We start from the raw sequence: 14769 nt of genomic DNA, 5'->3' as shown, positions 1-14769 counted from the left end.
GACCGTGTCCTCGAGGGTTCTTCGTCAGCTCCGGCGGCGCAGTTCGGGACCGGCCGTGGGAGCGTGGGCATCGGAGTGTCCTTCCCGTGAGAATGCGACTCGTGAGAATGTGACTCGGAGCACACTCGAAACGATCACGCGTCACAACCGTTGCGCCGCGTTGCATCCCCCGCCCGGGTCCGGATCGTCCGCCACGGCCGTCCGGCATCTCCCGGGCCTTGACGGCCGCTCACCACTCCGCCCGGGTGTGGATCGAGTCGAGGTCGCGGCGGTCACCCGAAAAGTTGGCTACAATTGTGTACATGACGGCTCTTCCGGTGGCCGAGGCGCGGGCGCAGTTCTCCCGCCTGGTCGACGAGGCCGAGCGCACCCACGAGCGGTTCGAGATCACCCGAAACGGGCACCGGGCCGCGGTGCTGCTCGGTGCCGACGACTACGACGCGCTGCGCGAGACCATTGCCGTGCTGGCCGAGAAGTCCCTGCTTGCCGACCACCTCACGGGAATGGCCGAGATCGAGACCGGGGACAGCCTCGATGCCGCATCCCTCGCCGAGATCATGTCCGCGGGCAAGCCCGACGACGAGTGAGCGTTCCCGGCGAGCCCTACACCCTGATCGTGGCCCGTACCGCTGCCCGTGCGCTCGAGCGGACCCTGCCCGAGAAGGTCGCCGCCGCGGTGTACGAGTTCATGACCGGACCCCTCCTCGAAAACCCGCACCGGGTCGGCAAGCAACTCGCCCCACCGTTGGCACCGGCCTACTCCGCCCGCCGCGGCTCCTACCGGGTGCTGTACCTGATCGACGACAGCACCCGCCAGGTCCGCGTCACCGCGATCTCCCATCACGCCGACGCGTACCGCACGTGAATCGTCCGGGCGCGACCGGAGGATCTCGTCGAGGCGCTGCGACCGGACGCCGGCACCTATCCGCCACTGCCGTCCAGCATCTCCCGTGCCTTGACGGCCAGCCACCACTCCACCCGGGTGTGGATCGAGTCGAGGTCGCGGCCGGTGAGTTCGGTGATGCGGGCGAGCCGGTTGCGCAGGGTGTGCCGGTGGATGCCGAGCGCGACGGCGGTGCTCTCGGCCTGTCCGTTGTGCTCGAGGTACGCCGCAAGAGTCTCGACCAGTCGTCCGCTCGCCCCGTGCTTCTCGTCGTAGGCATCGAGCGCCTCGAGGCCGGTGCGGGCGATGGCCTGCAGCGCGTCCGGATCCTGCATGCCCAGCAACACGGAGAAGGTGCCGAGCTCGGCGAACGCCACTGGTGTCCGGCCCCCGTCCCGCGCTGCCCGGGCCGCCGAGAGGTCCTGCTGCACACTGGTGTTCGCGTCCGTCACGGAGCACGGACCGCCCAGCCCGCACCGGACCGGGCGGCCGAGCTGCGCGCGGACCCGGTCCTGGACCCGGGTCGCGGTCTCGCGGGCCCGGTCGGCCGGCAGGACCACGGCGACATCCGCACCGACCGAGGCCGTCAGGTGGGGGATCCCCTCGGCGGCGAGGGCGGCGCCGACCTCGGTCCCGGCCGCCTCCTCCCGTCGCGGCTCCTACCGGTGCTGTACCCGATCGACGAGGGCGTAGAGGGTGCGATCCGATGCCCGCACGACAGTTGCGCCTGTGACCGAGGCGGCCGCAGAACGTGCTCGCCTGATCTGCGAACCCGATATTCGCCCGTTTCGCAGCGCAGTCAGGCGCGAGCGAGGTTCGAATCAGCCAGCTTGTCGATGCGCGCTGCGAGATCCAGGATTCGGTGCGCATCGCGCACGTGCAGACTCTCGATCATCTTCCCGTCCAGCGTGATTACACTGCTTCCTGCGGCTTCGGCGTCCTCGTACGCTACAACGACCCGCCGTGCATATTCGATCTCCTCCGAAGAGGGCCCGAAGACCGCATTGGCCGGACCGATCTGCGAAGGGTGGACGACGGTCTTGCCATCGAAGCCCATTTCGCGCCCTTGGCGAGCTTCGGCCAGGTAGCCGTCGCTGTCACGGATGTCGTTGAACACTCCGTCCAAGATCACCTTTCCCGCCGCCCGAGCACCCAGAACGCCGAGTGACAAGCTTGTCAGGACCGGAGCCCGTCCGGGACGCGGAAGAGCATGAAGATCGTTGATCAGGTCGTTGGTTCCGACGACCAGCACAGACACGCGATCGCTGGCAGAAGCGAGCTCTTCGACATGCAGGAAGGCGGCCGGCGTCTCGATCATGAGCCAGAGAGTCGTCCGCTCCCCTGCCCCTGCAGCGTCCAGTTCGTTCACCAGGGTGCGGACATCGTCGCCGGACTCGATCTTCGGCACCAGAACGCCGTCGGCACCGGACCGGGCAGCAGCCGCCATATCGCCTGCGTGCCAATCGGTACCGATTCCGTTGACCCGAATCACCACCTCGCGGGGCTTCAGGACGCCGGTGCGCACGATCTCGCACACACGGTCCCTCGAGTCCGATTTGGCACCGTCGCCGACGGCGTCTTCGAGGTCGAGAATCACTACGTCGGCGGGCAGATTTCCAGCCTTCTCCAGGGCGCGTGAGTTGTTCCCGGGAACGTAGAGAGCGGAACGGCGGGGACGCGCTGCATCGGTCATGGACTGGGCCTTCTTTCGCTTGGCGGGACATCCGCTCATGAGATTGTTAGTCCGCTAACAAGCTTTGTCAACCCTGATGCACCTACGCCGAAGCCCATCGGGACCGACACTTAAATATTGTTCGTTGACAAACTAGCAATTTGGTGGTGTTCTTTCGAGCACGAGGTCTCCGTCACACCCGATCGCGCACTGTGCTCCACTTCATCCATCCCGACGTCCGGGCGGGTGGACCGGCCTCGGCCTCATCCTCGAGCGGATCCGACGACGAGCTGTCGTGGACGACCCAAGCAGCGACTGCGCACTCCTGACGATCTTCCATACCAGCAACTTCGACAACTCGGCCGACAGACCAGGAAAACCGGAGGGTCAATGATCATGACAAAATCGATGTTCGGCTTGCGTGGCAGGCTTCGGACTGCGACCGGCTGCCTGGCAGCGATCGCTCTCCTCACGGCCGGCTGCGCGAGCACAGACGGCAACGGTGACGCGGAGACATCGGATTCGGGCCCGATCACTCTCTACGCAAGCATGGGTGTTTCCGGGACCGGAGCGGCGATCCAGCCTGCCGTCGAGGCCGGGTTGCGCGCTGCCGTCTCGACGATCAACGACAACGGAGGACTGCTGGGTCGTCCCATCGAGGTAGAACTCCAGAACAACGAAAGTGACCCCACCAAGGCGGTCTCGCTGCTACAAGCAGAGATGAACGGCTCCACTCCCCCTGATCTCGTCTGGGCGGGAACATCGAGCTCTGAAACCCTTGCGCTCATGGGGGTCACCACGAGGTCGAAGGTCATGGCGTTCACTCCGGGCAACAATCAGGAACTCGGCGACGCGTCGAAGTTCCCGTACCTCTTCGGATCCTCGCCTGTCGGCAGCGCCATCGCCGACACACTCACCGACTACCTGGTGGACGGCGGGTACAAGACCATCGGAATCCTGACACCCAACGACGCCCTCGGAAACTCGGCGGCAGAGCGGTACAAGGCTGCCTTCGAAGAGGAGGGCCTCACCGTGGTGACCGATCGCTACGAGACCGACGCTGTGGAGATGGACGGACCGTTGGCGCGTCTGGCCGACAAGAATCCCGACGTGGTCGTCTTCAATGCCGTGGCCAATTCCGCTTACGTCCTCAAGAGCCGAGTCAAGGTCGGTCTGGAGGACGTACCGTTCGTCGGCGACCTCTCGACCACCAATGTCGACTTCGCCGGAGCGGTGAGCCCGCAGGAGAAGGAAGGCGTCACTCTGGCTGCCTACACGCTCGCAACTACTCAGAGCGACCGCCCGGGTGCCAAGAATCTGCTGGACTCTCTGCACTCAGCAGGCGTGAACATGAAGTCGTCGCTGAGTCTCTACGGGATTGCCTACGACGTGGTCCTGTCCTACGCCAACGCGGTCGACGCCGTCGGCTCCACCGACGTGGGCAAGGTCCGAGCAGCAATGGAATCCGGTGACGGGGATACCTATCCGCTGTCGCTGACCGATGATCAGGGATGGACCGAGGAAGTTCATCTGGGTAGCGGAGATGCGCCCAACTATTTCACCTTCATCCCCGTCTCTCCGCTGGTCGACGGCCAGTTCCAGCTCGGCTCCTGAGAAAGGCAGCACGCAGTGTCGACAGCAATTCTCACCGGGTTGGTCCTCGGATCGATCTACATTCTCGTCGCCGTCGGATACAACATCGTCTTCCTTGCATCGGGAGCATTCAACTTCGCTCAGGCCGCCGTGGTCATGCTCGGTGCCTTCGTCGCCTCCACGTTCGGTGTCGAACGTGGCGTCCCGACGATCGGAGTCCTCGCCTTGGCTGCACTGATCGGTGCTGTCGTCGGAATTGCCACCGAAATCGCCGCAATCCGTCCGGTCATAGGCAAGGGATTGCACGGGGAACTCGTGACCACCGTCGGGGTATCGACGATTCTGACGGGTCTCGTCGTCGTGATCTGGGGCGTCGATACTCGGCCGATCAATCCGCTGGTCTCGGCGGACACCGTCAGTGTCCTGGGTGGTCGTGTCACAGTGGACGGCCTCGTTCTGATCGCCGCCGCGGTCCTCAGCTGCGTTGCCCTGTGGGGCTGGTCCCGCTTCACATTGGGCGGATTGGCGTCTCTCGCCGTGTCCGAGAATCGTGAAGCGGCGACACTGCGCGGAATCAATGTCAATTACCTGTCGATACTCGCCACCGCGGCTGCCGGAGCCATCGGTGGTGCCGCCGGCGTATTCGTCGGCACGCAGACGTTGGCGGTCCCGACCATCGCCGCAGTTCTCACACTGAATTCGTTCTTGGTGCTCATCATCGGCGGGATGGGCTCCTTCCCCGGACTTCTGATCGGTGGACTGGTGGTCGGCACTCTCGAAGCGCTGACCGGAAGGTACCTGGGCAGCGAATATGTCACTCTCGCGCTGTTCGCGCTTCTTCTCGCCGTCCTCCTGGTGAAACCCGAGGGCCTCTTCGGACAGAAAGTCAACAGAGTCGTATGAACCTCTTTCCTCGCCTGAAAATAGACGGACGCCGTCTTTGGCTTCTCCCCTTGTCGCTGGGGGTGCTGGTGCTGCTGGCACCACTGTTCGGTCTGAGCGCGGTGAATCAACGCCAGTTCATCCTGGTGGCAGTTCTCGCCCTCACGGTCAGCGGGCTCAACTTGGCGTGGGGCTACGGGGGAGAACTCGCGATCGGTCAGTTGGCCATGTATGCCCTCGGTGCGTACGTCACCGGCTGGATGGTGATGGAGGGGTACGACCTGGCCTTCGCCATGCTGGCCTCGTGTATCGCGGCGGCCGCCCTCGGCCTGCTCACAGGTCTACCCGCATTGCGTGTGCGTGGCTGGGGTGTCGCCATGGCCTCGTTCTTCTTGATCATCCTGATTCCCGACATCATCAAGCTCTTCGAAGATCAGACCGGGGGCCAGATCGGCATGATCGGGATCCCGGGTCCGGTTCTCTTCGGGCAGGAGCTCTCGGACGATCAGTTCTACGGACTCGTCATGCTCTGTCTGATCGTGTGGCTCGTCCTCATGCGCAACCTGGTTACATCCCGCCACGGATCCGCTCTGCGCGTGATGCGTGAAAGTCCTGTTCTGACTGCGAGTCTAGGACTCGATGTACGGCGCCTGAAGCTCACGATCTACGTCATGGCGGCGATTCCGGCGGGACTCGCCGGCAGCCTCTTCGTCTTCGTCGACCGATTCATCGCTCCGGACTACTTCGATTTCGCCGCCGCTATTCTCATCGTCGCCGCTGCTGTCCTGGGCGGAGCCGAGACCGTCTACGGCGCGATCGTCGGAGCAGCGATTCTGACGATCCTTCCGCAACGCTTCGGATCGTTCGATCATTACGCCGAGATCGTATTCGGTGCTTTCCTCCTCGTCGGAGGCATCCTCCTGACCAACACGCGACTCAGGAACGGCCTCGACAGCCTGAAGCTACGAATCCGCAATTGGGGAAGCACACCGACCGCCCGGGCCTCCACGGAGGCCGCTCGCGTACCCGAACTGGCACCGCGTGCGCTGAAGGTCGATTCGATAACCAAGACGTTCGGCGGCAATACTGCTCTCAACGGTGTGACGATCGAAGCGCAACCCGGGCAGATCACAGCTCTGATCGGCGCCAACGGATCGGGAAAGACCACAATGCTCAACGTGATCTCCGGCTTCTACCCAGCGGACTCGGGCACGGTCTCTCTCGAGGGCGAACCGCTGCCCTTGGGCAAAGCGTCGCAGACCGCCCGTCGAGGCATCGCCCGCACATTCCAGACCCCCATCGTGCCGTCCTCGATGACGACAGAGGAGGCCGTCGAGGTCGCCCGTTACGTACGTGACTACTGCGGGATCCCGAGTTCGATGCTCCGCTTACCGAAACATCGGGATGTGGCCCGCAGAGACGAGGACGAGGCCGGCACCTGGTTGCGTGCAACAGGGCTCGCTCACGAATCCACCTCACTCGCAAGGGGGTTGTCACTGGGCGATCGACGAATGCTCGAGGTTGCACGTGCACTGGCGACCGGCGCCTCCGTCCTGCTTCTCGACGAAGTCGCCTCCGGGTTGGACCCGGTCGACCTGGACCGATTGAGCGTTCTGCTGCGTGCAGTACGGGATGCAGGTGGCACCGTTGTTCTGGTCGAACACAACTTTCGTCTGGTCTGCGACCTCGCCGACTCGATCTACGTTCTCGAACGTGGGGAGCTGATCGCTCAGGGAGACCCCGACGCGATCCAACGTGATCCGGCTGTCGCGCGCAGCTATCTGGGCGACGAGCTCTCGTCGGAGGACGAACTCGCCTCCCTCGACACCGTGGGGAGTAACCATGACTGACCGCGACACGGTTCTGGAGGTTTCGGGCCTTTCCGCGGGCTACGGAGACATCGGTGTCCTGTTCGACGTCGGTCTCACCGCCTGGAAAGGTTCGGTCACCGCAGTATTCGGATCCAACGGTGCCGGCAAGACCACCCTGATGTCTGCCATTACCGGCCTGATTCGTACCAGCAGTGGCCGCATCGAACTCGACGGCGTCGACATCTCCGACAAACCCGCTCACAAGCGCTCGGCGGCCGGCGTCGCCCTGGTGCAAGAGAACAAGCGCGTCTTCCACAAGCGCACGGTGCACGAAAACCTCGTACTCGGTGGACACGCCCTCGGGCGTTCGGAGCGCCATAGAGCTCTGACCACCGCATACGACCGCTTTCCGGTCCTGAGGGACAAGAGCAACGACAAGGCCGGATCTCTTTCCGGTGGACAACAGCAGATGCTCGCCATTGCGCAAGCGTTGATGCCAGGTCCGAAAGTTCTTCTTCTGGACGAGCCCTCTGCAGGGCTGGCACCCATCATCGTCAACGACCTGCTCCACAGTATTGCCCGCATGAAGACCGAGGGCATGGCAGTCGTTCTCGTCGAGCAGCTCGTCGGTCAAGCGCTTTCGATCGCCGACCACGTGGTAGCGCTACAACATGGCCGAGTGGTGATCGATTCCGACGCCGCCTCAGTGGACGACGAGAAGTTGCGCGCCGCCTATCTGGGAGCGAGCGATGAAGAGGTAGCTCACCGAGTCGACGCAGCAGATGCGATGTACGTGGAATCCGGCGCGATCAGGTCGGATACGTCGAGAATCTGACAACCCGTCACCGGGTGTGGGTCGTATCTCACGCTGTGGGGACCCACACCCGGGCTTCTGGAAAGGCTTCAACGCATGACACAGGCTTCGGCGAACGAACCCGCTCTCGGCGCGGAGGCGCTCCGGTCACGGATCGCAGACCTGCTGGACAAACAATCGCTGTACGAGAATATTGCTCTCTACTGCCGCGGAATGGACCGCAAAGACCTCGCGACGATGCAGTCGACCTTCTGGCCCGAGGCCACCGACGATCACGGCGCGTTCGTGGGATCGGCATACGACTTCTGTGAATGGGCTTACGAGAACCAGAAGAAGGGACAGCATCGTTCGCATCACTACATCACGAACGTATTGATCGACGTGGACGAAGACACCGCCCGACGAGAGACGGCGGTGGTCTATGTCATGGTTCGCCCCGAGGAGGACCGGATCGAGGTCATGGGTGGGCGGTACCGTGACGTCTGCGAGAAGAGAAGGGGGGAATGGAGAGTTCTCAGGCGGGTCGTGATCTTCGATTTCGCCCAACAGCTCTCACCGATCGCAGACTTCGGCGACGTCTTCGGCGGCATACCTCCGAGCGCCCACTTCGGCGGCCTGTTTCCGAATGATCCTGTGTACGAGTCCGAGTGGTGATTTCCGGACAGATCAGGAAGGCTGTCGACGACCCTGTGGCACAGGGCAGCTCTGGAGACGTTGCAACGGCGAGTCGATGACCTCGGTCGACGCCGGCTCCGGATGGCAATTCGGATGCCTTCCCCTGCGCATCCACCGAAGCCGGCCCCCTCAGATGGCGTTGAACCAGTCGTACCGATAGAGCTGACCTCTCGCCTACTCGTCCGCGCCTACTCGGTGGAGTCCGTCACAGTCCTTCCGGGACAGGACTCTTGGAGAGATACTGCGTGCACTGCTCCATATACGCAGTGAGTACGGATACAGGATCGATTCCCTCAGGATCGAGCATCCAGAGATAGCCGACTCCACGAAGCTGCGCCACGATCCCTGCCGCCTGCTGTTCCGGGTCCAAGTTCGGGTCGATCGAACCGTCCTCCATCCCCTTCTGCAGGATTGATGCAAGCTGTGACTGCACGTCGCGGTGAAAGTCCACCATTCTCGGTCGTAAGTCTGGAACCGGTCTGAGCGCCTCGAAGGACAGGGCGTACATCACTGCCAGCGACCATGCATCGCTCACATAGGCATCACGGATCCTGGCGATGAAGGCCCGCAGAAGTGCGAGCCCCGTCAGACTGTCATGCTCCGGCTGCACCGTCTCGATCTGAACAGACCAGTGCTCGACGATTTCGTCGACGAGCGCTTCGAGGAGCTTGCCCTTGGAGCCGAACCTCGCTGTCGCGAGGCTCCGGCTGTATCCGGCCCGTTCACCGATCGTCGCCAGAGTCATCACCTGGTAACCACCCTCGATTACGAGATCGCCCGCCGCCTTGAGAAGAAGGCGCGTCGAACGCTCGGAACGAATCTGATGGCCGTTCGGCTCACGTGAAGTTGCCACATGACGATTATAGTTGACCAGCCAACACGAGTCTGCCCCTCGGCGGGTTCCACCGCCCGCGCACCGCATCACTGCTCGGACGGGCCCGAGCGTACCCGGCCCCGTCCCCCGCCCTGCGGATGCTCGCTGGTCACGTGGGGCGGGGATGACGGCTTCCGCACCGCATGGCCTCCGGCGTCCTTGGTGTATCGGCACCGTGTGGAAGCGCCTCTATTCCGGATGGGAGGTCGCCGCACGGCCCCGATACCCCCGGTCCAGTAGTTGATTCCGGACATGATCCGACGCAACCGCTCCGCGAATCCGCCGGTCGTGAGGCCGAAGTGCACGAGTATGTCCTCCTCGGAGGCGCCTCCGCGCGGGGTCCACACAGCGGCGAACTCGAGAAGACGCCGAGACTCGGAGTCCAGTTGCTTCGATCCGGAAACTACATTCTTGCGGTTGCTGTCCAGGACTGTTCGCCCGGTATTCCTGTCCGGTCTTGAATCGGTACTCGTGCCGAGATACTGCCTGGCGAGCCCTCGTCATCCTGGACGGTGAGAACTCACCGGCGCGAGCCGTCGTGAGCGTCTGCCAAGTCCGGCTCCTCCATTGCTCGATCCTGGCCGCGGTTCGCTACCAGGACCCCTACGACGATCATCCCGACAGCGGCAACCGTCGCGGGTATGACAGCCAGCAGGAAGATGGTCTTGGCCGGCACGTGCGCCGCCAGAAGCGCTCCACCGATGGTAGGGCCGACCACCGACCCGACCCGCCCGACTCCGGAAAGGAAGCCGAGGCCTGTGGCTCGCAGCCAGCTCGGATAGACGTCGGTGGCGACTGCATTGACGGACATCTGAGTGCCGATCGCACAGGCGCCGACTACGAACAGGGAGATCGACAGGACGGCCAGGGAGCCCAGCGACACAGCCGTCACGACAGTTGCGAGTGCGGCAACCAGGAAGGCCGCACTCAAGAGCCTGTAGGGATTCGCGCTTCGGTCCACTCGAGTGCCAATGGCAACTCCACCGATCATCGCCCCGAGGTTGCAGATCGCGGAGGCGAGGACGGCCTGCTGGGTCGAGAAGCCGGCATCAGTGAGGACCGACGGTATCCACGACATCAGGAAGAGAATCAGAAGTACTGCGCTGAAGAACACTACGCAGAGCACCAACGTAACCGGCGCATGGCGCCGAGCGAACAGCAACTTGATCGATGGCTTGTTTCCCCCGCGGTCGTTCTGCACAGTCAGCGGTACACCGGAAGGAGCCACGGCCTGCGCGTTCACGGCTCGCAGGATCGATCGTGCCTCGTCGTGCCGTCCCTTGATCGTCAAGAACTGCACGGTCTCCGGGAGCCACCGAACGAGCGCCGGAACCAGCAGAAGCGGAAACAGGCCTCCGACGACGAAGACAGACCGCCATCCGAGGGTGGGCATGATTGCGCTGGCCAACAACCCGCCGAGGAATCCTCCCGCGGCGCTGCTGGCGCCGACAATCGTGACGACCGTGGCCCGGATCCGTTTGGGGGCGAACTCCGCACCGTAGGCGTAACTGTTCGGAATGACCGCGCCGAGTCCGATCCCTGCGAGGAAACGCAGCGGAATGATCTGTCCGATGTCCTGTGAGGCAACGACGCAGAGGGTCATCGATCCGAAGATGACGACACCAGCGATCAACACCGGCCGTCGACCGTAACGATCCGCTCGCGGAGCCAAGATCACTGCGCCGACTATCATTCCGAGTAACGAGGCGACGATTGCGGGGGTCAGGCTCGCGGTGGTCGTCCCCCATTCCTCGGCGATGGCCGGCGCAGTGATCGCCATGATCAGAGCATCGAATCCGTCGAAGAAGGACACTGCCATGACCGACGCAATCGCTTTGCGCTGCAGAGAAGACAACGACGCGTTGTCGATGATGCGCTGGATATCGAACGTGGGTGGTGTAGGCACGTGATGGTCCTCGGGTCAGATCGATGAGATTCGAGGTGACGCAATCGCTTGGTCACGACCGAGTCGTTCGGGATTCCGCCTGTTCGTGTTGCGCGTCACAGCTATAGTCAACCAAGAAACTTTGGTTGTCAACCTACAAACATTTTCGACGGCATGACTCTCCGGCCCCGTGCTGCCCTGCGGCGCCCTCGGCGCACCCCGCTGCAGCGCGGGACCCCTTGTGTCTCGGATTCCGACGCGCGAGGTCGGTCGTCCGGGTAAGCGACCTACGCTCCCGGCGACAACGTCGGTACTTGCTGGGGTCGGTACCAGCAGCTACCCTACATTAAATTGCTAGTCGACCAACTATGATTGGGGCTATTCGTGAACCGTACACTGGCCGATCCGCGACCCAGAATCCCACTCGCCTACCGGACCGAGGAACGAGAAGCCATTCAGGAGATGGCCCGCGACTTCGCCATGCGTGAAGTCCTTCCGGTAGCGAACGAACTCGACCCGCAACACGGCCTCATCCCCGATGCCCTTCGCGCCAAGATGGCGGAACTCGGCTTCTTCGGGGTCCTGATCCCTGAGGAACACGGCGGCTTGGGCCTGGGTGTTTTCGAGTACGCACTGATCACCGAAGAACTCGCACGCGCGTGGATGAGCGTCGCCAGCATCATTACGCGCTCCAGTGTCGCCTCCGCCCTGGACCCGACCCAGCGGGCCGAAATTCTGCCTCGCGCCGCACGCGGCGAATGGCTTGGTGCGTTCGCTATGAGTGAGCCCGGAGCGGGATCCGATATCGCGGCCATCCGTACGCGGGCCGACAAGGTCGACGGCGGCTGGGTGATCAACGGACAGAAGATGTGGTGTACATTTGCCGACCAGTCCGACGGGATCATCGTGGTCGCGCGGACCGAGCCCTACGACCCCCAGAATCGACACAAGGGCATTCGCCGCTTCATCGCCTACAAGAACCGGGGCGAGTTCCCCGAGGGCTGCACGGGGACACCCGTCCGAAAGATCGGCTACCACGGTTGGCACACGTTCGAACTGTCCTTCGACGACTGCTTCGTACCCGATGACGCCCTTCTGGGGTACGAGCAGGACCCGAAAAGCCCCGATCAAGGATTCAAGCGTGTAGCTGCCGGCATGCTGACGCCTCGCGTCCATACTGCCGCCCGCTCGATCGGACTGGCTCGGGGCGCACTCGAGGACTCGATCAAGTACGTCCAAGAGCGAGAACAGTTCGGGCACTCCATCGGTGACTTCCAGGCGACCCGATTCAAGATTGCAAGGATGGCAACGGAAATCGAGATGTGCCGGGCTCTGATGTACGAGGTCGCGTCCGACATCGACCGAGGCGAAGCATCCGATATGAAGGCCGCGATGGTGAAATACGCAGCGGCAGAGATGTCCGAACGAGTGACATCGGAGGCCCTGCAGATTCACGGCGGCGCCGGATACACCACCGACTTCCCCATCGAGCGCTACTGGCGCGATGCACGTCTGACGAAGATCTTCGAGGGCACCTCCGAGATCATGCAGCGTCTCGTCTCGGATCGACTCCTGCCCCCCACTCCCTTCCGATGACAAGCACATCTCGGGGCACGCCCGGTGAAGCCGGCTGAGCCGGATCCGATCCGACAGTCGGACTCCTTTCGGTCGACGAACGAGGATGAGAGATGGAAGCTCAACACCCGCTCAACGGACACCAGATCCGTTCCGAACGTTCTACCCGTCTGCTGCTTCGCGCCGCAGCGGAACTCGTCGCCGAAGGCGGCTATCAGCTCATGACACTTGCAACGGTCGGTGAACGCGCCGGGTACAGTCGCAGTCTCGCCACTGCCCGTTTCGGTTCCAAGGCGAAACTACTCGAGGCTCTCGTCGAAGAGATCGTCGTGCGCTGGAGTGTGGAGACCGTCGAGCCGGAACTGCAGGATCTGTCCGGGCTCGATGCGTTACGAGTGATGTTGACCGAGATCAAGGCTTCGTACGAGAAGAGCCCTCGGTCGCTGAGTACTCTCTACGCGCTGATTTTCGAGGCGGTGGGCCCGATTCCCGAGCTACGGGACCGTTTCGTCGCCTTTCACAGGAACCAGCGGACTCGCGTCGCCACCTATATCAGGAGCGGTTTGCGGGACGGTTCGATCCGAACCGGAATAGACCCCGACGAGCAGGCTGCGATGATCGTCGGTCAGCTGCGCGGCGTCGGATACCTGTGGAAGCTGGACCCGGACGGCATCGACTCCGGCGCAGTCCTTGCCGCCTTCATCGACCAGGTCGTCCGTGACCTTGCCGCTGCACCGCGACAGGTCGAGAACGACCTTCACGTCGAACACCTGCGCGTCTGAGAGCCGTTCGACGAAAAGATCTTCCACCCCACCCGAGCCTGTGAGGTCGACACCTACAGGTGGATAGAGGTATGCCATGCCAGGACCCTTGACAGGTATCAAAGTTGTCGAACTGGCCGGAATCGGGCCCGGCCCACATGCCGGCATGATCCTCGCGGATCTGGGAGCCGATGTGGTGCGCGTCGAACGGCGGGACACCCCGTTCGGACTGGGGCCGCAAGGCCGTAACGAACAGTTGCGTGGTCGGCGTGTCATTACCGCCGACCTCAAGTCCGACACGGACAGGGCAACCGTACTGGAGCTGGTGAGACATGCCGATGTACTGATCGAGGGGTACCGGCCCGGTGTTGCCGAGCGCCTCGGTCTCGGACCCGAGGCATGTCATGCGATGAATCCTCGTCTCGTCTACGGCCGAATGACCGGCTGGGGACAGGAGGGTCCGCTCGCGAACCGGGCCGGGCACGACATCAACTACCTTTCGATCGCAGGCATCCTCAATGCCGTGGGTCGAGCCGGACAACGACCGGTACCTCCGCTGAATCTCATCGGTGATTACGGCGGGGGCTCGACGTACCTCCTGATCGGTGTCCTGGCTGCGCTGTGGGAGCGCGAACGATCCGGCAGCGGCCAGGTCATCGACGCCGCGATGATCGACGGTGCCAGCAACCTCGCCCATATGCTGTGGGCGATGTACGGCGGGGGTGCGTGGAGCATCCATCGTGGCGAGAACTTCCTCGACGGCGGCGCGCCCTTCTACGACACCTACGAATGCGCGGACGGCGGGTACATGGCGGTCGGTGCGGTCGAGCCCCAGTTCTACCGACGACTGCTCGAGGGCACGGGCCTGACAGAAGAAGACCTGCCCGATCAGCACGACCGAGCCGGATGGCCTGTGATTCGTGCCCGGTTGACCGACGCATTCCTCGCAGAACCTCGGCGACACTGGGAAGACGTCTTCGGTTCGGTCGATGCGTGTGTGACACCGGTCCTTTCCTTCGATGAGGCCGCCCGCCACGAACACGTTGTCGCCCGCGGCATCGTCGAGAACATGGGGGGCATCGTGCAACCCGCTCCCGCCCCCCGGTTCTCCCGCACCGCAACGGATATCCCGCAACGGCCGCCGAGCCGTCCGGTCGCCGCCCACGTGATTCTCTCGGACTGGAGCACGTCAGGAAAAGACCGGAGCTGACCTGTCCCGACGGCTCGACGCAGTGGGCCCCCACCGAACGAGGAGAACCGCCGCCCGGATCATCCGAGCGGCGGTTCTCCTTGTTCACGAGCGGGCGCCGGCATCAGGCCTGTCGTCGACCGTCCCCTATCCCG

14 protein-coding genes and 1 pseudogene are annotated in these 14769 nt (G+C 63.4%); 10 read left to right on the top strand and 5 right to left on the bottom strand.

Annotated features, from left to right (window positions below; translation table 11 throughout):
* Positions 1-302: 302 nt before the first annotated feature.
* Positions 303-587 carry a type II toxin-antitoxin system Phd/YefM family antitoxin gene (locus G6038_RS05790; protein ID WP_206024322.1) on the top strand — a complete coding sequence of 95 codons (285 nt, stop codon included), beginning with the start codon at positions 303-305 and terminating at the stop codon, positions 585-587.
* Positions 584-865, top strand: coding sequence for a type II toxin-antitoxin system RelE/ParE family toxin (locus tag G6038_RS05785; protein WP_165036465.1), 282 nt, complete (start codon positions 584-586; stop codon positions 863-865). The genes G6038_RS05790 and G6038_RS05785 overlap by 4 nt, the downstream gene beginning before the upstream one ends.
* Positions 866-921: 56 nt before the next feature.
* On the opposite strand, the gene G6038_RS31800 is transcribed toward G6038_RS05785, so the two are convergent.
* The 3 genes and pseudogenes from G6038_RS31800 to G6038_RS05775 all read right to left on the bottom strand — a co-directional run bounded on the left by G6038_RS31800 (position 922) and on the right by G6038_RS05775 (position 2576).
* A complete protein-coding gene (locus G6038_RS31800) occupies positions 922-1218 on the bottom strand; it encodes a helix-turn-helix domain-containing protein (RefSeq protein ID WP_276613814.1) in 297 nt (98 codons plus the stop codon).
* A gap of 81 nt (positions 1219-1299) precedes the next feature.
* Positions 1300-1515: pseudogene (locus G6038_RS31795) on the bottom strand (PucR family transcriptional regulator); the annotation flags it as partial.
* A gap of 167 nt (positions 1516-1682) precedes the next feature.
* Positions 1683-2576, bottom strand: a complete 894-nt coding sequence (locus tag G6038_RS05775) for a CoA ester lyase (protein WP_165036463.1) — start codon at positions 2574-2576, stop codon at positions 1683-1685.
* Positions 2577-2945: 369 nt separating this feature from the next.
* Here G6038_RS05775 and G6038_RS05770 point away from each other — a divergent pair, with 369 nt between their 5' ends.
* From G6038_RS05770 to G6038_RS05750, 5 genes are all read left to right on the top strand, one after another.
* Positions 2946-4169, top strand: coding sequence for an ABC transporter substrate-binding protein (locus G6038_RS05770; RefSeq protein ID WP_165036461.1), 1224 nt, complete (start codon positions 2946-2948; stop codon positions 4167-4169).
* Positions 4170-4184: 15 nt separating this feature from the next.
* Entirely contained in the window at positions 4185-5051 is an 867-nt protein-coding gene (locus G6038_RS05765) for a branched-chain amino acid ABC transporter permease (RefSeq protein ID WP_165036459.1), read from the top strand.
* Positions 5048-6880, top strand: coding sequence for a branched-chain amino acid ABC transporter ATP-binding protein/permease (locus G6038_RS05760; protein ID WP_165036457.1), 1833 nt, complete (start codon positions 5048-5050; stop codon positions 6878-6880). Before G6038_RS05765 ends, G6038_RS05760 begins: the two co-directional genes overlap by 4 nt.
* Positions 6873-7676 carry an ABC transporter ATP-binding protein gene (locus tag G6038_RS05755; protein ID WP_165036455.1) on the top strand — a complete coding sequence of 268 codons (804 nt, stop codon included), beginning with the start codon at positions 6873-6875 and terminating at the stop codon, positions 7674-7676. Before G6038_RS05760 ends, G6038_RS05755 begins: the two co-directional genes overlap by 8 nt.
* A 75-nt stretch (positions 7677-7751) precedes the next feature.
* Complete coding sequence (locus G6038_RS05750; RefSeq protein ID WP_165036453.1) at positions 7752-8309, top strand: nuclear transport factor 2 family protein; 558 nt, start codon at positions 7752-7754, stop codon at positions 8307-8309.
* Between the two features lie 226 nt (positions 8310-8535).
* Here G6038_RS05750 and G6038_RS05745 read toward each other — a convergent pair whose 3' ends face one another.
* Together G6038_RS05745 and G6038_RS05740 are read right to left on the bottom strand one after the other, a co-directional pair.
* Positions 8536-9183: a TetR/AcrR family transcriptional regulator gene (locus G6038_RS05745; protein WP_165036451.1), complete on the bottom strand. Its 648-nt coding sequence runs from the start codon at positions 9181-9183 to the stop codon at positions 8536-8538.
* Positions 9184-9724: 541 nt separating this feature from the next.
* Positions 9725-11110 (bottom strand): MFS transporter, encoded by a 1386-nt coding sequence (locus tag G6038_RS05740; RefSeq protein WP_165036449.1) that lies wholly within the window; start codon positions 11108-11110, stop codon positions 9725-9727.
* Positions 11111-11473: 363 nt separating this feature from the next.
* On the opposite strand from G6038_RS05740, the gene G6038_RS05735 reads away from it, so the two are divergent.
* The 3 genes from G6038_RS05735 to G6038_RS05725 all read left to right on the top strand — a co-directional run bounded on the left by G6038_RS05735 (position 11474) and on the right by G6038_RS05725 (position 14635).
* Entirely contained in the window at positions 11474-12685 is a 1212-nt protein-coding gene (locus G6038_RS05735) for an acyl-CoA dehydrogenase family protein (protein ID WP_342660133.1), read from the top strand.
* 92 nt (positions 12686-12777) lie between these two features.
* Positions 12778-13446, top strand: coding sequence for a TetR/AcrR family transcriptional regulator (locus tag G6038_RS05730; protein WP_165036447.1), 669 nt, complete (start codon positions 12778-12780; stop codon positions 13444-13446).
* Positions 13447-13522: 76 nt separating this feature from the next.
* Positions 13523-14635 carry a CaiB/BaiF CoA-transferase family protein gene (locus tag G6038_RS05725; protein WP_165036445.1) on the top strand — a complete coding sequence of 371 codons (1113 nt, stop codon included), beginning with the start codon at positions 13523-13525 and terminating at the stop codon, positions 14633-14635.
* Positions 14636-14769 lie beyond the last annotated feature (134 nt).

It is taken from the genome of Rhodococcus sp. 14C212 (genome assembly GCF_011058195.1).
In the GTDB taxonomy this organism is placed as follows: domain Bacteria; phylum Actinomycetota; class Actinomycetes; order Mycobacteriales; family Mycobacteriaceae; genus Rhodococcus; species Rhodococcus aetherivorans.
This window is presented reverse-complemented; position numbering and strand designations above follow the sequence as displayed.

Coding starts and splice junctions, on each gene's coding strand:
- G6038_RS05760 (WP_165036457.1), top strand. CDS start 5,048: ATGAACCTCTTTCCTCGCCTGAAAATAGACGGACGCCGTCTTTGGCTT.
- G6038_RS31800 (WP_276613814.1), bottom strand. CDS start 1,218: ATGCAGGATCCGGACGCGCTGCAGGCCATCGCCCGCACCGGCCTCGAG.
- G6038_RS05770 (WP_165036461.1), top strand. CDS start 2,946: ATGATCATGACAAAATCGATGTTCGGCTTGCGTGGCAGGCTTCGGACT.
- G6038_RS05775 (WP_165036463.1), bottom strand. CDS start 2,576: ATGACCGATGCAGCGCGTCCCCGCCGTTCCGCTCTCTACGTTCCCGGG.
- G6038_RS05790 (WP_206024322.1), top strand. CDS start 303: ATGACGGCTCTTCCGGTGGCCGAGGCGCGGGCGCAGTTCTCCCGCCTG.
- G6038_RS05750 (WP_165036453.1), top strand. CDS start 7,752: ATGACACAGGCTTCGGCGAACGAACCCGCTCTCGGCGCGGAGGCGCTC.
- G6038_RS05725 (WP_165036445.1), top strand. CDS start 13,523: ATGCCAGGACCCTTGACAGGTATCAAAGTTGTCGAACTGGCCGGAATC.
- G6038_RS05755 (WP_165036455.1), top strand. CDS start 6,873: ATGACTGACCGCGACACGGTTCTGGAGGTTTCGGGCCTTTCCGCGGGC.
- G6038_RS05730 (WP_165036447.1), top strand. CDS start 12,778: ATGGAAGCTCAACACCCGCTCAACGGACACCAGATCCGTTCCGAACGT.